This window comes from Enterobacter cloacae complex sp. CARB60 (assembly GCF_036487345.1).
In the GTDB taxonomy this organism is placed as follows: Bacteria; Pseudomonadota; Gammaproteobacteria; order Enterobacterales; family Enterobacteriaceae; genus Enterobacter; species Enterobacter asburiae_D.
This window is the reverse complement of the sequence record NZ_JAZKLC010000002.1, coordinates 876,784-898,558: the sequence shown is the minus strand read 5'-3', so window position 1 is coordinate 898,558 and position 21,775 is coordinate 876,784. Positions and strand designations below refer to the sequence as shown.

Below are 21,775 nucleotides of genomic sequence, written 5' to 3'. Positions count from 1 at the left end.
TTTAATCACGCCACCAGCAAGGAGACGAACGCTAAAAATGCAAAACCAAAACCGGCCCAGGTGATGCGTGACGTTTCGACAAAACGCAGGCGCGCCATGCTGTTTTCAAACAGGGCAATCACCAGCACGCCGACCAGCAGCTTGAGGGCGGCAATCACCACGGCCAGCGCCAGACCGCCCGCGGAGAAGTGCGTCATCTGCCCCCACGGGAAGAAGACACCGACAAACATCTGCAGCACCACCAGCTGTTTGAGGCTGATGCCCCACTTCAGTACCGCGAAGCCGTAGCCGCTGTATTCGGTAAGCGGCCCTTCCTGCAGCTCCTGCTCGGCTTCAGCCAGATCGAACGGCAGTTTGCCCATCTCAATAAACGTGGCGAACGCGCATGCGCAGAGCGCCAGCACCAGCGGGATCGAGCGCGCCACCGGCCAGTGGTAAACGGTGTCGGTGATAAAGCTGATGTGGGTGGAACCTGCCACCTGCGCGGCGACCCACAGCCCCAGCAGCAGGATCGGCTCAACCAGCACGCCGAGCATCGCCTCGCGGCTGGCGCCGATGCCGGTAAACGGGCTCCCGGTGTCCAGGCCCGCAATCGCAAAGAAGAAGCGGGCGATGGCAAAGAGGTAGATAAGCGTAATCAGATCGCCGAGCACCGGCAGCGGCGATCCCACCGTGACCACCGGCAGCGCGGTGGCGATGGTCAGCATGACGCCCACCATCACAAACGGCGTCAGGCGGAAGACCCAGCCTGCGGCGTCCGGTGCCACGCTCTGACGAGAAAGCAGCTTGAAGAGATCGCGGTACTCCTGAAGCACCCCAGGCCCGCGACGGTTGTGCATCCGGGCGCGCACCACGCGGCTCACCCCGGAAAGCAGCGGCGCAGCGGCGAACAGCACCAGCGCCTGAAGAATTGCCAGTAACAGACTCATGTCAGGCTCCTCGTGAAATCACAATGACCACCAGCACCGCCAGCTCGATGACCGCCAGACGGCGGAACAGCGCGGGCGCGGCGGCACTCTGCCAGCCGGGCACCCAGCCTACCGGGTTCAGCCAGTGGCGCAGCTTCAGCACGGCAGCGAAGTTCTCCTTCACCGGCATGGCGAAACCGTGGGCGGTGATGACCATCGACTGTTCATGTTCGTAGCCGCAGGCCCACGCCGCACCGCGCGAGCGGGAGGTGAGCCTGTCGCGTTTGAAGACCAGCATCAGGACGAGCGGCAGCAGCGGTGCGCCAATCAACAGCAGCGTAATCATGGGCTGAGAGACGGTGGTATTCGCCACGGTCAGCGGCAGCGGAATGGCGTTGCCCAGCAGCGGCAGCAGCCACGGTGCGGCGACGCCGCCCGCGATGCAGCACAGCGCCAGCGCGACCACGCTGGCACACATCAGTACCGGTGCGCAGCAGGCGTTTTCCGCTTCGCGGGTGCGCGGCGCGCCGAGGAAGGTCACGCCGTAGACTTTCGCCATGCACATCACCGCCAGCGCCCCGGTAATCGCCAGCCCGACCGCCAGCAGCGGGCCAAGCAAACGCGCGATGAAGACATCGCTCTGACCGAGCGCGAAGAAGGACTGGTAGATCACCCACTCCCCGGCAAAGCCGTTCAGCGGCGGCAGCGCGGCCATTGCCATCAGCCCGACCAGCATCGCCAGTGAAATCACCGGCATCTTTTTGCCAATCCCGCCCAGCTTTTCGATATCCCGATGACCGGTGCGGAACCAGACGCTGCCCGCGCCGAGGAACAGGGTGCTTTTAAACAGGCTGTGGTTGACGAGATGATACAGGCCGCCGATAAAACCGGCCGCTATCAGCGCCGGATGATTGAGCGCCAGCCCGGTCACGCCCGCGCCAATACCGAGCAGGATGATGCCGATATTTTCCAGCGTGTGGTACGCCAGAAGACGCTGGATATTGTGCTCCATCAGCGCGTACAGGCCGCCGACGAACGCGGTAATCATTCCGGCGACCAGCAGCACGATGCCCCACCACAGCGGCGGTTGTCCGCCGGTCAGCGTAATCGCCAGAATCCCGAACAGACCCACCTTCATCACCACCACAGAAAACAGCGCGGCGGCGGGCGCGGAGGCATTCGCATGCGCCTGCGGCACCCAGCCGTGCAGCGGGATAATCCCGGCGAGCAGGCCAAAGCCGATAACGCCCAGCAGCCAGACGTCATTCCCCAGCGGATGCCCGTTGAGCGCAGAGAAATCCAGCGTGCCAAAGCGTTGCCACACCAGCCAGCAGGCCAGCGCAAGCAGCAGCGTCCCGAGGCGTCCCAGCGCAAACCACAGCTTGCCGGAGGCGCTGCAGCCCGTCAGGAACACGCCGCACAGCGCCATGATTTCCGCCATCACCACCAGCGCGCCGAGGTTGCTGGCGATAACGGTGCAGACCGCCGTCGCCATCAGCAGGTTAACCAGCAGGCCGTTGGCTTTGGTGTTGGGGTGACGGTGCCAGTCGATATTGAACAGGCTGATAAACACCCCGCACAGGCCAAAGGTCACCAGCCAGATGGCGTTCAGCGGCGTGATCTCCACGGTGTGGCGAATCAGCGGCATCACGGCCTCTACGGACTGGCCGCCGAGCAGGACAACGCCGCCTGCTGCCAGCGTCATCAGGCTAGCTACCGCCCCGCCGATCCCGGCGATCGCGCCGCTGAGGGTTTTATGGAATGAGAAGATCAGCGCCAGAACAGCGGCGGCAGCAAAGCAGGCTACCGCGCTGGTAATCATCATCGCCGCGTTCATTTCGCCCCCTCGTTAAGCGCCTGTAGCAGAGAAAGGTCGCCAAAATCACTGTTGATGGTCAGCTCGCGTTTACGCTTGCTGGTACGGGCGATGTCGCGAATGTTAACCAGAATCAACGCCTTAGTCGGGCAGGTGCGTACGCAGGCCGGGCCCTGCTCGTCGAAGCTGCACAGGTCGCATTTCACCGCAACGGCACGGATGCCGGGCACCCAGTCCAGCAGCGTGCTTACGCGAGCAGGCGCCGGCGGCGCGGGCGGGGCTTTTGGCGAGTTGGCGTTCGCCGGAATGTGCAGCGGACGGCTGCCGGAAAATTCAATCGCGCCGAACGGGCAGGCAATGCCGCACAGCTTGCAGCTTACGCACAGGCTTTCGTTCAGCTGGACAGCGCCATCAACGCGGGTGATGGCATTCACAGGGCAGACGCCCGCGCAGGGGGCATCTTCACAGTGGTGGCAGAGCTGCGGGGCAGACTCTTTTTCATTACGCATGACGTGCAGGCGCGGCATGGACTGCAGCCCATGCAGGCGATGCGTTTCCGAACACGCCGCCTCACAGGTTCGACAGCCAATGCAGACCGTCGAGTCAGCAATTACAAAACGGTTCACCGGGTTATCCTCTGGTGATAGTCATTTTTGACGAAAAACTGTCTTGTCGACACTTCTCGACACGCAAGGGTCAGGCCACGTTCGCTGAGGCATTTCCGTCCATCAGCTGCTTCAGGTTGACCGGGAGATCGTGTTCAACGGCGGCGTACAGGCCGTTATAGACCGGCGCGATTTTTTCCAGATAGTGCTCCAGCACCTGTTGGCGATCGCGGTTGCTGACGTGGCCGTCCACCATGCCATCGGCCATCAGCTGCGCCTTCGCAATACACTGTTTTTCGCCGTCTTTTGTCTCGAGGTGGTACTCAATGGTGTGGCTGTTGAAGTTGTCCGCCAGGGTAACGTTGATCGTGAAATGGCCGAACAGGACGAAGCGCATGTCGCCCTGCGCCGCGCAGCTCATCGCGTGGTGAAGGCGTGCTTTCGAGAGGGTTATGCCCTGAACCAGAGAGTTGCAGTAGAGGTGCCACTGGTCCTGCAGCTGCTGATGACGCTGCGCGATGTAATCCGCTTTTTCGCTGATTTCCCAAATAGTCATAGAAGGTATCCGTTTAATGGAGATAGCGGCTGTTAAGCAGATTCCATGCCAGTTTTTATCTTTATGATTTTAAATGGATTTAATTACAAAACCGCTGTCAACGCCGCAGTGTCGACGTGTCATTTCGACAGCGTTGACATCGTCACGCCTTAACAAAAATCAAGATGGCACCGTTATTGCATTCAATGGCGCAATTCATTGAGGAGGCGTCATGCACGAAATCACCCTCTGCCAGCGGGCTCTGGAACTTATCGAACAGCAGGCAGTGCAAAACCACGCGAAGCGCGTCACCGGCGTCTGGCTGAAGGTCGGAGCGTTTTCCTGCGTCGAGACCAGCGCCCTGCATTTCTGTTTTGAGCTGGTGTGTCGCGGCACGCTGGCGGAAGGCTGCGAGCTCCATATTGAAGAGCAGCAGGCGGAGTGCTGGTGCGAGCAGTGCCAGCAGTACGTCACCCTACTGTCATCAAAGGTTCAGCGCTGTCCGCAGTGTCAGAGCACCGGTCTTCGCATCGTGGCGGATGACGGCATGCAGATCCAACGCCTCGAAATCGAGAAGGAGTAAAGTATGTGTAGCACCTGCGGTTGCGCCGAAGGCAACCTGTATATAGAAGGGGATGAACATCACCCCCATTCCGCGTTTCGCTCCGCGCCCTTTTCACCTGCCCCACGCCCTTCTGCGGCACTGACCGGCATCACCTTCGCTCCGCAGCGCTCCGATGCTGGCGACCTGCACTACGGCCACGGGGAGGCGGGTACCCACGCGCCGGGCATCAGCCAGCGCCAGATGCTGGAAGTAGAGATCAACGTGCTGGACAAAAATAACCAGATCGCCGCCCGCAACCGCGCGCGCTTTGCCACCCGCAAACAGCTGGTGCTAAACCTGGTCTCCAGCCCCGGCTCCGGCAAAACCACGCTGCTCACGGAAACGCTCAAGCGCCTGAACGGACGCGTCTCCTGCGCGGTGATCGAAGGCGATCAGCAAACCGTGAACGACGCGGCGCGCATTCGCGAAACCGGCACCCCGGCGATTCAGGTTAATACCGGCAAGGGCTGCCATCTGGATGCACAGATGATTGCCGATGCCGCCCCGCGCCTGCCGCTGGCGGATAACGGCATTCTGTTTATTGAAAACGTCGGCAACCTGGTCTGCCCGGCGAGCTTCGATCTTGGCGAACGACACAAGGTGGCGGTGCTTTCGGTGACCGAAGGCGAAGACAAACCGCTGAAATACCCGCATATGTTTGCCGCCGCCTCCATCATGCTGCTGAACAAAGTTGACCTGCTGCCGTACCTGACTTTCGACGTGGATAAGTGCCTGGCATATGCCCGTGAAGTGAATCCGGAGATTGAGATCCTGCTGGTCTCCGCCACGCGCGGTGACGGCATGGACGGCTGGCTACAGTGGCTGGAGAACGAACGATGTGCATAGGCGTCCCCGGACAAATTCACACCATCGACGGTAATCAGGCCAAAGTCGAGGTCTGCGGCATCCTGCGCGACGTAGACCTGACGCTGGTGGGCAGCAGCGATGAAACGGGCGCCTCGCGTCTCGGCCAGTGGGTGCTGGTTCACGTGGGGTTTGCCATGAGCGTGATTAACGAAGCGGAAGCCCGCGACACGCTGGATGCCCTGCAAAACATGTTCGACGTGGAGCCTGACGTGGGCGCGCTGCTGTACGGCGAGGAGCGTTAGCCATGCGTTACGTTGATGAATACCGCGCGCCGGAGCAGGTGCTGCAGCTTATCGGGCACCTGAAAACGCGCGCGTCGCTGCTGGACTACACGGCGGAAAAACCGCTGCGGATCATGGAGGTGTGCGGCGGACACACGCACGCCATCTTCAAATTTGGCCTCGACCAGCTGCTGCCGGAGAACATCGAGTTTATCCACGGCCCCGGCTGCCCGGTCTGCGTTCTGCCGATGGGGCGCATCGACAGCTGCATCGAAATTGCCAGCCAGCCCGACGTCATTTTCTGCACCTTTGGCGACGCGATGCGCGTGCCGGGGAAAAACGGCTCGCTGCTGCAGGCAAAAGCGCGCGGAACCGACATCCGGATCGTCTATTCGCCGATGGATGCCCTGACGCTGGCAGAGAATAACCCCGCGCGCAAGGTGGTGTTTTTTGGCCTGGGGTTTGAAACCACCATGCCCGCCACCGCCATCACCCTGCAGCAGGCGAAAGCGCGCAACGTCGATAACTTTTTCTTTTTCTGCCAGCACATTACGCTCATCCCCACGCTGCGCAGCCTGCTGGAAGAGCCGGAAAACGGGATAGACGCCTTTCTGGCACCGGGGCATGTCAGCATGGTGATTGGCACAGACGCCTACGGTTTTATCGCTGAACAGTACAATCGTCCGTTAGTGGTCGCTGGTTTCGAACCACTTGATCTACTGCAAGGTGTGACCATGCTGGTTGAGCAGAAAATAGCGGCCCTGAGTACCGTGGAAAACCAGTACCGCCGCGTGGTGCCGGATGCGGGAAATCAACGGGCGCAGCAGGCGATAGCCGACGTGTTTAGCGTCGAAGGCGACAGCGAATGGCGTGGTCTGGGGCTGATTGCCGAATCCGGCGTGCATCTGACGTCAGCCTATCGCGCGTTCGACGCCGAAGCGCATTTCCGCCCGCAGCCGCAGCAGGTTTGCGACGATCCCCGGGCCCGCTGCGGCGACGTGCTCACCGGTAAATGCAAACCTCATCAATGCCCGTTATTTGGCAATACCTGTAACCCGCAAACGGCGTTTGGCGCGCTGATGGTCTCCTCCGAAGGGGCGTGTGCCGCGTGGTATCAGTATCGCAACCAGGAGAGTGAAGCATGAATACGGTTGAAATGGCGCACGGCAGCGGCGGACAGGCGATGCAGCAGCTGATTAACCGGCTGTTTATGGAAGCCTTCAACAACCCCTGGCTCGCCGAGCAGGAAGACCAGGCGCGCATTGACCTCGCCACCCTCACCGCGCAGGGCGACAGGCTGGCCTTCTCCACCGACAGCTACGTGATTGACCCGCTGTTCTTCCCGGGCGGCGATATCGGCAAGCTCGCCGTCTGCGGCACGGCCAACGACGTGGCGGTCAGCGGTGCCGTTCCGCGCTATCTCTCCTGCGGGTTTATCCTCGAAGAGGGGTTACCGATGGAGACGCTCACGACAGTGGTCAACAGCATGGCGCAGACCGCGCGCGAGGCGGGAATGGCTATCGTCACCGGCGATACCAAAGTGGTGCAGCGCGGCGCGGCCGACAAGCTGTTCATCAACACCGCCGGCATGGGGGCGATCCCCGCCGATATTCACTGGGGCGCGCAGCAGCTTAGCGTGGGCGACGTGCTGATCGTGACCGGCACGCTGGGCTGCCACGGGGCGACCATCCTTAACCTGCGCGAAGGCCTGGGGCTGGACGGGGAGCTGCGCAGCGACTGCGCGGTGCTCACCCCGCTGATTCAGACGCTGCGTGCCGTGCCCGGCGTGAAAGCCCTGCGGGACGCCACGCGAGGCGGCGTAAACGCCGTAGTCCATGAGTTTGCGGCAAGCTGCGGGTACGGGATCGAACTGACCGAGCGCAGCCTGCCCGTTAAGCCTGCCGTTCGCGGGCTGTGCGAGCTATTGGGCCTCGACCCGCTAAACTTTGCTAACGAAGGCAAGCTGGTGATTGGCGTTGAACGTTCGGCCGCGGAGGCCGTACTTGCACAACTGCGAGCGCATCCCTTAGGGAAAGACGCGGCAATCATCGGCGAAGTCGTCGAGCGCAAAGGGGTGCGCCTGACCGGGCTTTATGGCGTGAAGCGGACGTTGGATCTGCCGCACGCGGAACCCTTACCCCGTATTTGCTAGAACCGCGCCAAAAGCGGTCAGCACTGAATGTCTCTTTTTTTGCCAGTTTCTATTGGAAAGCAATATGCCGTATACACCGATGAGCGATCTTGGACAGCAGGGCCTGTTTGACATCACGCGCACACTTTTACAGCAGCCCGACCTCGGTGCGCTGAGCGATGCCCTGACGCGGCTGGTCAGGCAATCGGCGCTGGCGGACAGCGCCGCGATTGTGCTCTGGCATAGCGGAACGCACCGCGCGAGCTACTACTCAACGCGTGACAATGGCAAAACGTTTGAATACGAAGACGAAACGTATCTGGCGCATGGCCCGGTGCGCCGCATACTCTCCCGTCCTGAAGTGCTGCACTGCAGCTTTGCGGAATTCCGCCAGGCGTGGCCGAGGCTTGCGGAAAGCAACCTCTATCAGCCTTTCGGGCATTACTGCATGTTGCCGCTGGCGGCAGAGGGCCAGATTTTTGGCGGCTGCGAGTTTATCCGCACGACCGACCAGCCCTGGAGCGAGGCGGAATACGAGCGCCTGCACACCTTTACCCAGATTGTGGCCGTCGTCGCGGAGCAGATCCAAAGCCGCGTCACCAATAATGTCGATTACGACCTGCTGAGCCGCGAGCGCGACAACTTCCGCATTCTGGTCGCCATCACCAACGCCGTGCTGTCACGGCTCGACATGGACGAGCTGGTCAGCGAAGTCTCGAAAGAGATCCACCACTATTTCAAAATCGACGCCATCAGCATTGCGCTTCGCGGCCATCGCAAGGGCAAGCTGAACATCTACTCCACGCATTATCTCGATGAAGCCAACCCGGCGCACGAGCAGAGCGAAGTGGACGAAGCGGGCACCCTGTCTGAACGGGTCTTCAAAAGCAAAGAGATCCTTCTGCTCAACCTGAACGAGCAGGACCCGGTCGCGCCGTACGAGCGAATGCTGTTCAACACCTGGGGCAATAAAATTCAGACCCTGTGCCTGCTGCCGCTGATGTCCGGCAACACCATGCTGGGCGTGCTGAAGCTGGCGCAGTGCGAGGAGGGCGTGTTCACCACCGCCAACCTGAAGCTGCTGCGCCAGATCGCCGAGCGTATCTCTATTGCCCTGGATAACGCCCTCGCCTACCAGGAGATCCACCGACTGAAAGAGCGGCTGGTGGACGAAAACCTCGCCCTGACCGAACAGCTCAACAACGTGGACAGCGAGTTTGGTGAAATCATCGGGCGCAGCGACGCCATGTACAGCGTGCTCAAGCAGGTTGAGATGGTGGCGCAAAGCGACAGCACGGTGCTGATTCTGGGCGAAACCGGGACGGGTAAAGAGCTGATTGCCCGCGCCATCCACAACCTGAGCAACCGCAACAGCCGCCGAATGGTGAAGATGAACTGCGCCGCGATGCCCGCGGGACTGCTGGAAAGCGATCTGTTCGGCCACGAGCGCGGCGCCTTCACCGGGGCCAGCAGCCAGCGGCTGGGCCGTTTTGAGCTGGCGGACAAGAGCTCGCTGTTCCTCGACGAAGTGGGCGATATGCCGCTGGAGCTACAGCCGAAACTGCTGCGCGTGCTGCAGGAGCAGGAGTTTGAGCGCCTGGGCAGCAACAAGCTTATCCAGACCGACGTGCGGCTGATTGCCGCCACCAACCGCGATCTGAAAAAAATGGTCGCCGACCGCGAGTTTCGCAGCGACCTTTACTATCGCCTGAACGTCTTCCCGATCTTCCTGCCGCCGCTGCGCGAACGCCCGGAAGATATCCCCCTGCTGGTCAAAGCGTTTACCGCAAAGATCGCGCGCCGGATGGGGCGAAATATCGACAGTATCCCTGCCGAGACGTTGCGTACCCTTTCATCCATGGAATGGCCCGGCAACGTGCGCGAGCTGGAAAACGTCATCGAACGCGCGGTGCTGCTGACGCGCGGTAACGTGCTGCAACTTTCCCTGCCTGAGGTTACGCTTCCTGACGTAACCGCGCCTGCCGCCGAGACAGCAAAAGAGGGAGAAGATGAATATCAGCTCATTATGCGCGTGCTGAAAGAGACCAACGGCGTGGTCGCCGGGCCAAAAGGTGCCGCCCAGCGCCTGGGGTTAAAACGCACCACCCTGCTGTCGCGCATGAAGCGTCTCGGGATTGATAAAGAGAGCCTGGTTTAATCGGTTTCGCCTGGCGGTAGTTCTCTGATACCGCCTTTGGTGAGGGCCTCTTTTTTCGGACGATACTTCTCCGGCAGTTCCGGTACGGGGCGACGGTCGTCAATCAGATGACGAACGGTCAGGATGGGGTGACGCCACAACATACGCGGACCGGCCCAGCGCATAACCTGCTTCATCTCTTCACGTCTGGCAGGCTGGTAGCAGTGTACCGGACACTGCTTGCAGGCAGGCTTGTCCTCACCGAAAACGCACTTATCCAGGCGCTTATTGGCATACGCGTTGAGCGCCAGATAATACCCTTCCTCCTGAGATGCCTGCGGGCACTGCTTTTCATACAACGTGATCATTTTCGCGATGGTCTTTTTTTCTCGTGAGATACGTTTCCCGGACATAACGGCTTACCGAATAATAAAGTGCATTAATAATACACCTTTCCGCGCTGGATTTCAGCGGTTGCATTTCGTTTCCTGAAGCCTGATTCCAGTTTTAGCCCTGCACCGACCGATAATCACTGGTATTTTATACAGGCATCAGAAATGACCTTTGTCCGTGTTGTCTGGAGACCCTATGCAAGAGTTCACGATCGGCAAACCCTATCGCCATTTAACAGTGGGATATTTTAGAAAGCGCCATGAAGACCGCAAAACCAAGATACCGAAGCGCTACAGCGTGCATGCGGCGCTGAGCTTAAAAGGAGACTGGCTTGAGGAGGCGGGGTTTACCACCCATTCCAGAGTCAGAGTGGGCGTGGAGCATGGAAAAATTATCATTGAATTAATGTCGGAGGGCGGCTCGTAAAGCCACGACATTTTTCTGCGCCGTACCTTTTTTTCATGCGACAATAGAAGGAACAAGCGGCCACTGAGCCGATCAAAACGGTTTATTTTCAAAGAAATGGACATCATAACTCCATGAGCACAATCGACAATTTCGACGCACATACGCCGATGATGCAGCAGTACATCAACTTTAAATACAACCAATTGATAAATAAATAGAAATATATAAACCATAATGAATGGTATACTTATGAGCTACATACTATAAAATTTGCAAGTTACTTTTGGATAATTCAAGAAAGTCAACAAAAAGACCATTGAAAGTTAGTGTAATATGTGAGATGTTATTAAGGGTCTATTTTATCTAATATTTTACTGTTAAATGTAAAACACATAACACTGGATGTTTACACATGAAAAATCTACCTGATAGCATCACTCTCGAAGAATTATTAGAAGTCATCTCGAAAGAAATGGAAGGTACCCCTTCAGAAAAATTAACTGAAAAATTAATAATTACAATTGGTATGCTTCAAGATGTATATGATATTGACGAAAATGCCAATAACTACATTCTATATTCAGTTGTAGGTCTTGAAGAACAATCCAATAAGAGAACTTTAACAAATGCTCAAGCAGCACAAAAAATAATCAACAAGAAGAAGCAAGGGAAATAAAAATGTCGTGGTATAACATCTTGTCCTTAGTCTTCAGTGCATTAGCTATTATCATTTCCATAATTGTTGTTATATATACAAACAAAAATCATCGAATTGAATGTTTGAAAGTAGTTCTGGACATAGAAACAGAGATGAATGCTAGAAAATTAGAGTTCGACAAAACATCAAAAGAAATTCGTTTACTTAATATAACCTCTGATGTAAATGAAAATAATATAGATGAAAAAATAGAGATTTTAGAAAATTATTTCGAGACTACAAAAGAAAACTATTTAAACTCACTCGACAGACTTTGCTATTGCATAGATAAAAAATATTTAGTTGATAAAGATTGGCGTTCTGAATACAGAAATATGCTTAATGAAACTATCGACACTTTCCCAGCTGATTTTGGTGTTAACTCTTCATACAGAAATATCAAAAAAATAAATGAAATATGGCAAAGCTCCTAATAGAGGGCTACATGTGTTCAATTACAATAGAAAAGAAAAGACTTTGACAGTAATTTTATTATTACTTGTCTTAGTTATATTGACGTCTATATCATATATCTTTAAATTCGGCTGTAAGTCAACTCTGCTATTCCTTCCTTTATTTTTCGGAATCTTTATAACTTACAAATCATATCCTAACTATAAAAAAACGCTCAAATCTGTTGTTGACTTTATACTTTATTTTTCATCATCCATCACTGCTATTGCATATATAATAATACACGAAAAAATATTTGATGTATTGGGTAAGAGCTTTGAAATAAACTCAATTATGATCTTTTTGCTGTTATACTTTATAGCTATCATTACAGTAATTAAATGTTGCGTTTCCTATTGCGATGCAGTCGAAGCATATAGAGATGAAACTAATATCCATATAAGTAAAAATGAAAGAAATCGGGTACATATACCAAGTGATGAAAAAGCAAGGATAGATACCAAAGCAGGGTTAATGGTATTTCTATTATATTTACTGTTGAAATGAAAATACTTATATTTTCTTCGGGTAATTAAAGAAAAAAAGTGCAACTATTAATGGACCAAATACTAAAGTAATTGCCAGGTTAGCTGAAGTAAACCACTCCCAGAAAATATTCACGTCTTCATTAAAGAGAAGAATCGACAGCGTATTTGAACATACAAATAAAAACAATAAGAAAAAATATAAAATTAACTTCATATACAATCCTCAAACATGAAATACATATATCTCTTATAAATAAAATCCATCATTAGTCAACCGAATTGGCAAGCTAATAATTTCACATTATTATTATTGTATTAATCCAGAGTACGATTATAAAAATTTGGTTAAGATCATAGAATGATAAGTTGCTATATTGTCCAGATTCAAAAATATGGTAAAATGAAACGTAAGAATATGAACTTATACAACTCTACAAATATCAATGGGTTAGGAGTTAACATTGGCTTCTTTACAAGTTTTGAATGCTATAGCAGTTAGAATCACACCTCCTGAAGACGAGCAGAAGGATTGGTCCTACAAGCTGGGTGCCCTTTGGCCCTGTGATCAGGATGAGGTAATCACATTCACAACAAAAGTAGATGCAAGATTTCAAAGAAGCAGTAAGTCTTACGCTAAGTTTCAAAAACCTTATCCCGGAAGCTCTTTCCCCTCTAAGTTAACTAATTTTTTAGAGAAACGAACCTCATTTGAAGTTTTTGTAGATGACTTTATTCAAAAGAAATTAATTATCTCAGCGAAGCAATCCAGAGCAAGTAATGGTGCAATCCTGGTTTTTACTCATTATCAGCTTCAACATGAAGATGATGAAGGTAATGTGCATAAAGACTTTGAAAGGCTTTTAGTTTTAATGCTGAAAAATACAGATGCATTAAGATTTAAAGAAAACTTGCAACTAAATCCTGTCGATATTATTGATTTGGATAAGTTTTTACAGGGTGCAAGAGTTGATATAACCAGGTTCATATCAGAAGATGACGAAGATGATGATAAAAACAACCTTTGCTTTATTCGCGGAACTGGTGATGTTAGGAAATATTTTACGGAATCAATAGGTGCCGAAGATATTATTTCAAATAAAACCAGTAGTGAACAATGTATTAAAGCATTAGAAGAGTTTTCTCATCAAAAAGATTTTGGTCGTGCTTTACGAGAAAAAATAGAATCTAAGGTTCAAGAATTATTTAATAATTGCAAACGTGGTCAATCTATAACTTTAGATAAGATTCAAACGCAAATTGACGCAATAATCCCTGTAGATTTAGCAGAGCATAAAAATACCTTTGTCGATTTCGTAAATGAAAATGGTTTTGAAGTTAACGAAGAATTTGAAGTTTCAGCAAGTGATAAAAAACAATATGAATGGTTAGATATTGAAACCAGCATTGCGAAAATGAGTGTAAAAAAACATCAGATAGGTCTTCCTGGATCAAATAGACCTATCGTTTTTGACGCCGAAACAAATGAAGTGAAACTCACTCAAAAAATTGATGATCCAATAATCATTGCTCGATTAAAAGAACTTGCAAATGAATAATCAAGAAATTATTAGCCTCCTGCTTAAAGTCAAGCAAGAGGTTATAAAGATTGAGTTTGATAACCCATACCATGTATGGGTTTTTGATAATTCCTCATATTTAAAGATAGAGGATGATATTACTCGTCTGCAAGAAATAGCCTGTCTAGAATTAGAAACAACTAAACGAGCAGAACAAACAAAAGTAACGCTATTATTAACTACAGATATATGCTGGTATTCATCTGTTGATGACTATTTCAAAGCTTTAAGGTTAAGAATAAAAAACAACAAAGAAAATATTGATGGCTTTTACATAGAAAATCTGCAACAAGAAGAAATTGAAAGCATTTCAAATTCCTCAAAAGCATATATGCAATGGTGTGAGATCTTTTCGAAAATATCAGACCATGTAGAATACGACGACTCCAATGCATGGCCAAGTTATATATTTGTAATGGAGGGTGGTAAGTCTAAGAAGATAACGACTTATAATCTTCCATTAAAGAACATTGAAAAGGACTTCCTAAATTCAATTGATATTAGTCCATGTGATGTATCAACACTAACAAGCGTCGATCTACACTCATATGAAAGAAAGTTAGTTTTAAGATCATCACTGATTGAGCTTTACAATGATTCAAATGATAAAGTTTCATTCCTTAGTTCAATATTACGATCACCTCAAAAGCTTTGGGATTTATTTTCGATAAATTATGAAATATATATCAATAAATATTCCATAAACAAAATAATACATGAGGTCGAAACGCAAAAATTAGACTTCCTCTCGAAGCTGAACTCACTTGTTCAGGAGCATCAGACTAAATCTTTATCAATTCCAGCCGTTCTGGTTAGCACCGCCATAATTAAAGGCTGGACACCTTCTGGTCTCTTACTTATTTTTATAGCGATGCTTCTTACATGTGCTGTTGTCATTTTAGGTATTCGTAATGCAAGAAATTCACTTGCAGACATAATTGAATCATCAAATAAAACAATGGTTCTTTTTACAAAGGAAAGCATTGATGAAAATGATGCTGCATTAACTAAAAAAATAAACCAGATTACAACAGATGCTGTTGGGAAGCTTAAAATTAAAAAGAGAAGCGCTGAAAAAACCTTAACGATACTGGAAGGTTTAGTTTTCTTCGGCGTATCGGTTTGGACGATGTTTGTATTGTATCAATTCAAAGAAGACATAATTTCTAAAGTATTAACTATAATCCAATCAGTAAAAGATTTCCTTCCTCATTAAGCAAGGGCTAACTTATCGAAGCTACGCTTCTCAAGTTGACCTTGCTTTTTCGCCCTTCGGTTGAAAAAGAACATCAAAACCCAAAAAACAATAATGCAAAACACCCTGTAAACGTTGTGTCATTTCAGCAATAGATTCTATTTCCATTCCACCAAAAAATTCCGTGTGCATTGACATTTTTATCTTCTGCAATATAAATATTATAAGCATAAGGAATATGCTTTTGATTAAATACACGAAAGGAGTTTGTATGAAAAATACTTTTAATAAAAATGAATCGCATAAAAATTTATTAAGAACACATTGTATCAGCGTTCGACTGAACCATGAAGAACTACAGCTTCTCAATGCTAAACGTGGAGAGAAAAGCAAGGGTGAATGGCTTCGTTTAACTTTCCTAAATAAACTTCCTGTAGCCATTCCAGCTATAAACATGGAAGCATGGAAATCACTGGCTGACATGTCCCAGAAACTAAACAGACTTGTCCTACACCTTGAAACCAAGAGTAAAGGAAGCTCCCTGACGCAAACAGAACTATTCGCAGTGAAGCGCCAGATTTCGGAGCTTCGCATGAACCTGATTACTGCTGACTTATGGAAGTAGATCAGTGAAGGGAATGCAAAAAATCAAAAGAGGAAAAACCTTTAATGGACTTATTTCTTATTTATTAAAACCTGCTTCGCACCACAAGTCAGAACCGTATGTAGTAGGTGGTAATGTCATTGAGAGCTTCGCAGAAGCGTTAAGTGCAGAGTTCAATGCGACAAAGCTTCTACGCTCCGATGTCAGTAAACCTGTTTGGCACAATTCTCTGCGTCTTCCTGCTGGTGAGCATCTACCAATACAGAGATGGAAGCTGTTAGCCGATGACTACATGAAGCGTATGGGCTTCTCTGAAACGCATCTACGAGCTTATGTCCTGCATGATGATAAAGATGGCCAACATATTCACATAGTGGCAAGTCGCATCGATGCAACATCCGGGAAGCTCTACTTAGGTAAAAATGAGAACCTTATCAGCACCCGTATCATCCAGGATCTTGAAAAAGACTACCAGTTGACCAAAACAAAAGGAACTAATGCCCTGAAACCTTCAACCTCACCTGCCAAACGTAAAAAATCACGTAATGAAGCAATGTTAGAAGAGAGAACTGGCGAGAAATGTGCAAAGACAATCATACAAGAAGCTATAGATACACTGATCACAAGCCAGATTTCAGAAGAAGAGTTTGTGCAGCAGCTCGCAGTTAAGAAGATAAAAGCTGTTCCTAACAGAGCGTCAACAGGGAAGATGAATGGTTTTTCCTTTGAGTACGCCAACATTTCATTCAAAGCTTCTCAGCTTGGTAAAAAGTATTCATGGAAAAATTTAGAACCGTTCATTATCAATGTTGCTCCCTCAATGGATAACAAAAAAGCTCCCATTGTCTTCAATGCACCTGTTCCAGATGAAGCGATCCAAATTGCAGCAACAGAAATGTTAGATAAAAAAGAAACCGATGCATCTAATTTTTTCGTTGGAATAGATATGGAGGACATACAGCTTCCCTCACCTGAAGCTGTCTCGCTTGTAGTTGATGAAAAAACCCGTGGTAAAAGCAAAAGCTATGTGGACGTAGCGATGAGATGGATAGAAACAATCCCCTATATTGATTCAATAGTTAGCATCCTCAAAAAATTAGGTAATCCATTGCTCAAGCATCCAAATGCAGCAGTAAAAGTCCATTCAGCTTCACCACTTCATGTAAATATTGCATACACACCTTCTGCTGAAAGAACATCCAAAAAGAGCGTTTTTAGACTGTGAAACTGACCAAATTAGACCGACAAACAGCTATATCACTGATTTTACGTAAAATAATTGATCGTTTATATCGATCTATAAATGCATAAATGATAGGCACTAACTATCAAAATGTAAAATATCGATCGGTACAAATGATTTGATAACTTTACAGGTTGGTACAAAATGTACGTTGAAAGAACTATCGGCTAATAGATTGATTTTACTAGCCTATTTTCAATTTTTTGTACATCGTACAGGAACAAACGTATGAAATACTTCATGATGAAGCGTGTATTGCTGGCGATTGCACTCCCTATTTTTGTTGCTTACTTTGGGGGTTCTAAAGTGATGTCAGTATATTGGGTTCCTCTTTTTTTCATCAGCGCTATGTTGTGTGCAACAGCTTTTGGTAAATATGTTGTCAGAAAGAATAACTCTGCAACAGTCAATTATCTTAACGACAATAATGATGGGATCTATCTTCATAAATTCAATGATTGTGAAATCCGGTTAGACACAAATAAAAAAGAGGTTTTCCTCAAAAATGATGAGGGTGCAAAAACGTATTCTTTCGAGGAAATTAAAGAGTGGAACTACAACATCAGTTATGGTGGAGAAATTTCCGGTGGTGGTTTAAAGAGTATCCGAGATAACAGTAAAACATTAGGTCAAAACATCGCTGATACAGGTCTCTTTATCCGCGTAAAAGACATTAAAAACCCTGAATGGCACATCCGGTTCTATCCACGTAATGATTCTTTTAACTCTCATAAGGGTATTAAGGATCTCAAAGCACAACTTAATCAATGGATGGAAATTTTTGATCAAAACTTAGATGCAGCATGAAATCAAAACACATCTTGCTTAAAACAGAGTCTATATCGAAGTAGATTCTGTTTAAGCATTTTTGTTATAGTTAGCTATATAGTTTACATTCCTATCTCTTAATGATTTTGCTAACACGGAACGATCATATTTTCTTTTTTCGTTAATGAAAACATTTTCAGTATTTGTTTTGTTATTCAAAATAAAGTGAATAAGAAGACTGCACATTCTTCTTATTTTATCAGAATCGACTACTCTATTTTCTATATTATTTATGAAGCAATAATAAGAAGTAAGCATAAATGATAAAACAACATCTCTGTTAGCTAACTCTATATTATCAATGTCATTTTTGTACTTGATATAGAAGCCGACACAAAACAGATAAGATTTATCTATTATGTCTGACTCTGACAATCCAGACTCTTCGAGCTTTTTAATGAAGCGTTCAAAAAGTATTAGAAAACGCTCCATGCTATTTAATTTTCCCATAATATGCATCCTTGCAATTGTTAACGTCCGTATTTCTGTCTATACAATTAGCATAATATTCAATCATGTCAATAGTTAAAACCTATCAATATTATCTTTTAATGATGGGAAAGTTTTCTTCAATTTCGTGTTCTTTAATCCCTTTGAGATAACAAGAGTACTGTAGCTTAGCTATATTCTCTTGCAGTATATTGTTCAGGTTAGACAGTTCTGCAACTTTGATTTCTAATTTATCGATCTTTTCGTAGGCTTTTTTAATGCTGGATGGTTTGTCAACGAGATCAACTTTCTGCCTGATAGCCTTCTTTTTAGCCATGTATAAATTTACGATTTCTTTGTGTGTATATAAGGATTGCCTTGTTGGGGTTTTCCCGATCTTTCTTGATACTTTTTTGCATAAGTTATCCCAAGTTAGCTTGTCGCCTTTCATGTTCCACTCGGTGATTGAATAAAGTATATAATCGATATCTCTTCTACTTAAATGCTTTGCCATACTCCCTCCTATTTTTTATTGAGTTTTTCTTTATATTTAAGATGTAGTTCTAACCATTGTTCTGCACCATACACTCCATCGTTCTTATCCTGTTCAGTTCTATATACCAGCTTGTCTACAAGATCGGTCAGCTCGGTGCTGCCGCTACCTGTTGTGTCATCTAAGCCAGAGAACCTGGAGCAGGGTTTGATAGAGTAGTGATGTAGGCAATAGCCCTGTTCTGTAGCAAGCACAGCCCCATGCACATCAGGATCAAGGTTCGGGTCAGAGATGCCACTATCAGTTCCTAAGAAAGGCTCAATGGTACATTGCTTCTGTTCGCTTATGTCAATGGCATACCCCTTCATGTGTTCTTCGGAAACATGGTTGTAATCTCTATTGCTTGTAATCCTATTACGCCCAGACCATCGTGCGATATCAAAATCATTCATCCCGCCAAGATATGCGAACGTATTAAGTAAATGCCTTGCCTGATGGCTATATACAATCAATGGTTTGCCATCTCTATCAAAAAAACCATGTCTTTCAAATATATTTGGTCCTCCTATCTTTTTGTGTCCAATTTCCAACATGAGGCTATTAGCTGAATATTTGTGAATTTGCCACAGATTAGTTTGTGCATCTTCATTAAGTTGATAACCATTAACAATACATAGAGCATTAGAATATTTAATCCCTTTTTCCCTATCGTAATATGGGAAATCTGGCGGCGGCGAATTATGGATTGTTTGGAATAGAGTTTTCAGTGTATAGGAGTACTTTTTACCCAAGAATGTTTTTTTATCATTTAATAACAAAGATTCTATTTTGGCTTTATAACCATGTTTCCATTTTAAATTAACATCATAACCTAAAGCTTTATATACCTGAGCACTTGTTAGAGGTTGTTCTTCATCTACATCTGGACAAGTAGGCAGTCTAAAAACTGATGATTTGTTTTCATGCCATAACGCGATGGCTCTTGCGTTCGCTGATAGTCTCCTGAGTCTTGCCACTGCTTTTTGAGCTACGGGAACCATTATCGAAGGTATCCATTTAATATCTGCTCCATATCCTTTTGCTGAATAAAAGCGAAGCCCATAATGCTCTGCACCATCTTTATCTTGTTCAACGATTTCACAATCGGCCGGTAAAGCAAGGATCTCTGAAATTCTACTCGGAGCACACATCAAAAGAGCGAATACAGAACTTACATACTGATCCTTTTCACTTAGTTTCGAATCTTCTTTTGCAAAAATACTCGCTAATGCTTCAATGGCAGATAAATTTGATAATTTTCCATTTTCTCCAATTACCTCTGAAAGCGGTTTATAACATTCGACCTGTTTTAATTTTAAAGGAGACACCCATCCTATAAAAAATTTTCTGACTAATTTCTTTTCAACCAAGAATATAGAAAACCTTTCTAATACTTTTGATAGTTTGTATACAGAGTATTCTGAAAAACTTTTTTTCATTATATTTAAAGCCAAATCAAAAACCATAGTATCACAATTAGTTATACATGCACTGCCCTTTAATTTGATTAGTGATTCTTCGATGCATTTTAAAACAACCATCTCTCGTTGAAATTTCTTCTTCCTTGTTAGACCTCTTTGATAAATAATGTAAGACTTCGCAAAGTCAACAAACTCCAAATTCATTGCATTACCATCTTCCCAATGTTTGGTTTTTAGTTTGGTGAATGTGCCCAACTTATACCAAATATTGTCATCCCATGTATGCATTCTTTTTTGACGGTTAAATTGCTGTTTACAAAATGATATGAATTGTTCTAAATTTTTCTCCTGCTCATCATTAGCTGGTTTAAATATTAAGACTGTCATTCCCCCTCCTATTCCATGCTTTAAAATGTTGGCAACCATCACAGTTTCTATTGTTTTTATTTCCTTTTTTTATGTCCATTGTGAGGGCTTTTTGTAATAAATCTCCCTGGTATCCTCTTTTACCAAGAAATACATCTGATATATCTGTTAGATAACGTTCTACTGCTTTGTCTATAACATTGACGTTATCAGGTAAGTTTTTAATATAACAACCTGCACTGGTATCAGACGAATGATCCATTGCGAAAGCAATTGTGCTTAAGTTCCCCCCACTTCTGGCTAATAACGTCCCGAATGTATAGCGAAACCTTACTGGATGAATTTTCAATAATTCCCCTGTTCTTGGAGAATATATTTTAAATTTCTTAGCGAAATCTTTTAACCAAAATCGAGCCTGACCTGTTCTGATATGTAAAAAATCACATTGTAGGTACTTAGAGAAATCTATCCCATCTGAAACTTTACATAATTGCGGGATTGAAAGAAATATAGGCAAATCGTCAAAAAAATTCTCATTTAAATCTTCAGCAATAATTTCTTTAACTTTATCTATATTGTGAACCATTACTTTTATTAAATATTGCCAGATTTCCTCTGTAATTTCTATTTCTCTGAACGTCCCCCTGAACACATTATTCTTTTGCTTAGCTCTCGGTATTCTTAAAAAGTATCCCCCTTCATTCTTTATAACATCTCGGTGTTTTAATGACATGATTTGAATAGGTCTTCTACCACTTAGTAGTAAAATCCTTGTGAAAATATAACAATACTCACTTACTGTGCCTCGATTTATACCTGTTTCAAGTCCATCTACAATCATTTTAATTTCCAGATCATTAAATGGACCTAATTTTGGGTCTCTTCTTTTAACGACATCTCCATGAATACTTGTAGGGATAGTTATTACTTTTAAATATTCATAAGCATTGTCATCTATTCCATAATAACCAAGTTCTTTCCATTTAATTATAAAGCTCTTAAACGTTATGAATTTTTCGTAATCTTTGCTCTGCAAGTCGCTATATGCAGTAATAAGTTCATGTTCACTGAAAGTCCTAACATTATAACCAAACATAATAGCTTTTATTTTAACAACAAATGAACTTACTGACTCTGGTTTGTATACCTGTGCAAAATAAGAAAGAGTATGAATGAAACCTTCATGATAAATTTTTCTAAAAAATCATCCAGAAATGATAAGTTAATTATTACTCCCCTTTTTAGATTCCAAATTTTTTCTCTGAGATCAAATTCATATCCAGCCATACTATATCTTATATTGAATTCTTCTTTAAG

General features: G+C 46.7%; 24 protein-coding genes. 14 read left to right on the top strand and 10 right to left on the bottom strand.

Going from position 1 to position 21,775, the window contains the following annotated elements; genetic code table 11:
* Nucleotides 1–5: 5 nt before the first annotated feature.
* From V4835_RS05425 to hycA, 4 genes are all read right to left on the bottom strand, one after another.
* The gene (locus tag V4835_RS05425; protein ID WP_331411430.1) at nt 6–929 is read right to left on the bottom strand and encodes a respiratory chain complex I subunit 1 family protein; all 924 of its coding nucleotides are present in this window, start codon (nt 927–929) and stop codon (nt 6–8) included.
* 1 nt (nt 930) lies between these two features.
* On the bottom strand, nt 931–2,745 hold the full coding sequence (gene hycC, locus V4835_RS05420) for a formate hydrogenlyase subunit 3 (protein WP_331411428.1): 1,815 nt from the start codon (nt 2,743–2,745) through the stop codon (nt 931–933).
* A complete protein-coding gene (locus tag V4835_RS05415; protein WP_023308971.1) occupies nt 2,742–3,350 on the bottom strand; it encodes a 4Fe-4S dicluster domain-containing protein in 609 nt (202 codons plus the stop codon). Before V4835_RS05415 ends, hycC begins: the two co-directional genes overlap by 4 nt.
* Nucleotides 3,351–3,420: 70 nt before the next feature.
* A complete protein-coding gene (gene hycA / locus V4835_RS05410) occupies nt 3,421–3,885 on the bottom strand; it encodes a formate hydrogenlyase regulator HycA (protein WP_029739532.1) in 465 nt (154 codons plus the stop codon).
* Nucleotides 3,886–4,096: 211 nt separating this feature from the next.
* On the opposite strand from hycA, the gene hypA reads away from it, so the two are divergent.
* From hypA to flhA, 6 genes are all read left to right on the top strand, one after another.
* The gene (hypA, locus tag V4835_RS05405; RefSeq protein WP_048979273.1) at nt 4,097–4,447 is read left to right on the top strand and encodes a hydrogenase maturation nickel metallochaperone HypA; all 351 of its coding nucleotides are present in this window, start codon (nt 4,097–4,099) and stop codon (nt 4,445–4,447) included.
* 3 nt (nt 4,448–4,450) lie between these two features.
* On the top strand, nt 4,451–5,314 hold the full coding sequence (gene hypB, locus V4835_RS05400) for a hydrogenase nickel incorporation protein HypB (protein ID WP_331411426.1): 864 nt from the start codon (nt 4,451–4,453) through the stop codon (nt 5,312–5,314).
* A complete protein-coding gene (locus tag V4835_RS05395) occupies nt 5,305–5,577 on the top strand; it encodes a HypC/HybG/HupF family hydrogenase formation chaperone (RefSeq protein WP_010434489.1) in 273 nt (90 codons plus the stop codon). The genes hypB and V4835_RS05395 overlap by 10 nt, the downstream gene beginning before the upstream one ends.
* Before the next feature lie 2 nt (nt 5,578–5,579).
* Complete coding sequence (gene hypD / locus V4835_RS05390) at nt 5,580–6,701, top strand: hydrogenase formation protein HypD (RefSeq protein WP_331411423.1); 1,122 nt, start codon at nt 5,580–5,582, stop codon at nt 6,699–6,701.
* On the top strand, nt 6,698–7,708 hold the full coding sequence (gene hypE, locus V4835_RS05385; RefSeq protein ID WP_063144204.1) for a hydrogenase expression/formation protein HypE: 1,011 nt from the start codon (nt 6,698–6,700) through the stop codon (nt 7,706–7,708). Before hypD ends, hypE begins: the two co-directional genes overlap by 4 nt.
* Before the next feature lie 64 nt (nt 7,709–7,772).
* Nucleotides 7,773–9,845, top strand: coding sequence for a formate hydrogenlyase transcriptional activator FlhA (gene flhA, locus V4835_RS05380; protein WP_198886234.1), 2,073 nt, complete (start codon nt 7,773–7,775; stop codon nt 9,843–9,845).
* Here flhA and V4835_RS05375 read toward each other — a convergent pair.
* Nucleotides 9,842–10,237, bottom strand: coding sequence for a nitrous oxide-stimulated promoter family protein (locus V4835_RS05375; RefSeq protein ID WP_331411420.1), 396 nt, complete (start codon nt 10,235–10,237; stop codon nt 9,842–9,844). The genes flhA and V4835_RS05375 overlap by 4 nt on opposite strands.
* 175 nt (nt 10,238–10,412) lie before the next feature.
* On the opposite strand from V4835_RS05375, the gene V4835_RS05370 reads away from it, so the two are divergent.
* The 5 genes from V4835_RS05370 (at nt 10,413) to V4835_RS05350 (ending at nt 15,056) form a co-directional block, all read left to right on the top strand.
* The gene (locus tag V4835_RS05370; RefSeq protein ID WP_331411419.1) at nt 10,413–10,643 is read left to right on the top strand and encodes a SymE family type I addiction module toxin; all 231 of its coding nucleotides are present in this window, start codon (nt 10,413–10,415) and stop codon (nt 10,641–10,643) included.
* 394 nt (nt 10,644–11,037) lie between these two features.
* Entirely contained in the window at nt 11,038–11,301 is a 264-nt protein-coding gene (locus V4835_RS05365) for a hypothetical protein (RefSeq protein WP_331411418.1), read from the top strand.
* A gap of 2 nt (nt 11,302–11,303) precedes the next feature.
* On the top strand, nt 11,304–11,756 hold the full coding sequence (locus tag V4835_RS05360) for a hypothetical protein (protein ID WP_331411417.1): 453 nt from the start codon (nt 11,304–11,306) through the stop codon (nt 11,754–11,756).
* A gap of 968 nt (nt 11,757–12,724) precedes the next feature.
* A complete protein-coding gene (locus V4835_RS05355) occupies nt 12,725–13,819 on the top strand; it encodes a nucleoid-associated protein (protein WP_331411416.1) in 1,095 nt (364 codons plus the stop codon).
* On the top strand, nt 13,812–15,056 hold the full coding sequence (locus V4835_RS05350) for a hypothetical protein (protein WP_331411415.1): 1,245 nt from the start codon (nt 13,812–13,814) through the stop codon (nt 15,054–15,056). Before V4835_RS05355 ends, V4835_RS05350 begins: the two co-directional genes overlap by 8 nt.
* A gap of 30 nt (nt 15,057–15,086) precedes the next feature.
* Here V4835_RS05350 and V4835_RS05345 read toward each other — a convergent pair whose 3' ends face one another.
* Nucleotides 15,087–15,233: a hypothetical protein gene (locus V4835_RS05345; protein WP_331411414.1), complete on the bottom strand. Its 147-nt coding sequence runs from the start codon at nt 15,231–15,233 to the stop codon at nt 15,087–15,089.
* 73 nt (nt 15,234–15,306) lie between these two features.
* Between V4835_RS05345 and V4835_RS05340 the strand changes: the two genes are divergently transcribed.
* The 3 genes from V4835_RS05340 to V4835_RS05330 all read left to right on the top strand — a co-directional run bounded on the left by V4835_RS05340 (nt 15,307) and on the right by V4835_RS05330 (nt 17,689).
* Nucleotides 15,307–15,660, top strand: a complete 354-nt coding sequence (locus tag V4835_RS05340; protein ID WP_331411413.1) for a hypothetical protein — start codon at nt 15,307–15,309, stop codon at nt 15,658–15,660.
* A 4-nt stretch (nt 15,661–15,664) separates the two neighbouring features.
* Nucleotides 15,665–16,864 (top strand): relaxase/mobilization nuclease domain-containing protein, encoded by a 1,200-nt coding sequence (locus V4835_RS05335; RefSeq protein ID WP_331411411.1) that lies wholly within the window; start codon nt 15,665–15,667, stop codon nt 16,862–16,864.
* A gap of 246 nt (nt 16,865–17,110) precedes the next feature.
* Nucleotides 17,111–17,689 carry a DUF4755 domain-containing protein gene (locus tag V4835_RS05330; RefSeq protein ID WP_331411410.1) on the top strand — a complete coding sequence of 193 codons (579 nt, stop codon included), beginning with the start codon at nt 17,111–17,113 and terminating at the stop codon, nt 17,687–17,689.
* A 51-nt stretch (nt 17,690–17,740) separates the two neighbouring features.
* Here the strand turns inward: V4835_RS05330 and V4835_RS05325 are convergent, their stop codons facing one another.
* The 4 genes from V4835_RS05325 to V4835_RS05310 all read right to left on the bottom strand — a co-directional run bounded on the left by V4835_RS05325 (nt 17,741) and on the right by V4835_RS05310 (nt 21,554).
* The gene (locus V4835_RS05325; RefSeq protein ID WP_331411409.1) at nt 17,741–18,160 is read right to left on the bottom strand and encodes a hypothetical protein; all 420 of its coding nucleotides are present in this window, start codon (nt 18,158–18,160) and stop codon (nt 17,741–17,743) included.
* 91 nt (nt 18,161–18,251) lie between these two features.
* Nucleotides 18,252–18,653 (bottom strand): hypothetical protein, encoded by a 402-nt coding sequence (locus tag V4835_RS05320; RefSeq protein ID WP_331411407.1) that lies wholly within the window; start codon nt 18,651–18,653, stop codon nt 18,252–18,254.
* A gap of 8 nt (nt 18,654–18,661) precedes the next feature.
* Nucleotides 18,662–20,518 carry a DNA-binding protein gene (locus V4835_RS05315; protein ID WP_331411405.1) on the bottom strand — a complete coding sequence of 619 codons (1,857 nt, stop codon included), beginning with the start codon at nt 20,516–20,518 and terminating at the stop codon, nt 18,662–18,664.
* A complete protein-coding gene (locus V4835_RS05310; protein WP_331411404.1) occupies nt 20,460–21,554 on the bottom strand; it encodes a site-specific integrase in 1,095 nt (364 codons plus the stop codon). The genes V4835_RS05315 and V4835_RS05310 overlap by 59 nt, the downstream gene beginning before the upstream one ends.
* Between the last annotated feature and the right edge of the window lie 221 nt (nt 21,555–21,775).

Excerpts from the sequence above, each read along its gene's own strand:
- V4835_RS05425 (WP_331411430.1), bottom strand. The coding sequence starts at position 929 with ATGAGTCTGTTACTGGCAATTCTTCAGGCGCTGGTGCTGTTCGCCGCT.
- hycC (WP_331411428.1), bottom strand. The coding sequence starts at position 2,745 with ATGAACGCGGCGATGATGATTACCAGCGCGGTAGCCTGCTTTGCTGCC.
- hycA (WP_029739532.1), bottom strand. The coding sequence starts at position 3,885 with ATGACTATTTGGGAAATCAGCGAAAAAGCGGATTACATCGCGCAGCGT.
- hypA (WP_048979273.1), top strand. The coding sequence starts at position 4,097 with ATGCACGAAATCACCCTCTGCCAGCGGGCTCTGGAACTTATCGAACAG.
- hypB (WP_331411426.1), top strand. The coding sequence starts at position 4,451 with ATGTGTAGCACCTGCGGTTGCGCCGAAGGCAACCTGTATATAGAAGGG.
- V4835_RS05395 (WP_010434489.1), top strand. The coding sequence starts at position 5,305 with ATGTGCATAGGCGTCCCCGGACAAATTCACACCATCGACGGTAATCAG.
- hypD (WP_331411423.1), top strand. The coding sequence starts at position 5,580 with ATGCGTTACGTTGATGAATACCGCGCGCCGGAGCAGGTGCTGCAGCTT.
- hypE (WP_063144204.1), top strand. The coding sequence starts at position 6,698 with ATGAATACGGTTGAAATGGCGCACGGCAGCGGCGGACAGGCGATGCAG.
- flhA (WP_198886234.1), top strand. The coding sequence starts at position 7,773 with ATGCCGTATACACCGATGAGCGATCTTGGACAGCAGGGCCTGTTTGAC.
- V4835_RS05375 (WP_331411420.1), bottom strand. The coding sequence starts at position 10,237 with ATGTCCGGGAAACGTATCTCACGAGAAAAAAAGACCATCGCGAAAATG.
- V4835_RS05370 (WP_331411419.1), top strand. The coding sequence starts at position 10,413 with ATGCAAGAGTTCACGATCGGCAAACCCTATCGCCATTTAACAGTGGGA.
- V4835_RS05365 (WP_331411418.1), top strand. The coding sequence starts at position 11,038 with ATGAAAAATCTACCTGATAGCATCACTCTCGAAGAATTATTAGAAGTC.
- V4835_RS05360 (WP_331411417.1), top strand. The coding sequence starts at position 11,304 with ATGTCGTGGTATAACATCTTGTCCTTAGTCTTCAGTGCATTAGCTATT.
- V4835_RS05350 (WP_331411415.1), top strand. The coding sequence starts at position 13,812 with ATGAATAATCAAGAAATTATTAGCCTCCTGCTTAAAGTCAAGCAAGAG.
- V4835_RS05345 (WP_331411414.1), bottom strand. The coding sequence starts at position 15,233 with ATGTCAATGCACACGGAATTTTTTGGTGGAATGGAAATAGAATCTATT.
- V4835_RS05340 (WP_331411413.1), top strand. The coding sequence starts at position 15,307 with ATGAAAAATACTTTTAATAAAAATGAATCGCATAAAAATTTATTAAGA.
- V4835_RS05330 (WP_331411410.1), top strand. The coding sequence starts at position 17,111 with ATGAAATACTTCATGATGAAGCGTGTATTGCTGGCGATTGCACTCCCT.
- V4835_RS05325 (WP_331411409.1), bottom strand. The coding sequence starts at position 18,160 with ATGGGAAAATTAAATAGCATGGAGCGTTTTCTAATACTTTTTGAACGC.
- V4835_RS05320 (WP_331411407.1), bottom strand. The coding sequence starts at position 18,653 with ATGGCAAAGCATTTAAGTAGAAGAGATATCGATTATATACTTTATTCA.
- V4835_RS05315 (WP_331411405.1), bottom strand. The coding sequence starts at position 20,518 with ATGGTTGCCAACATTTTAAAGCATGGAATAGGAGGGGGAATGACAGTC.
- V4835_RS05310 (WP_331411404.1), bottom strand. The coding sequence starts at position 21,554 with ATGTTTGGTTATAATGTTAGGACTTTCAGTGAACATGAACTTATTACT.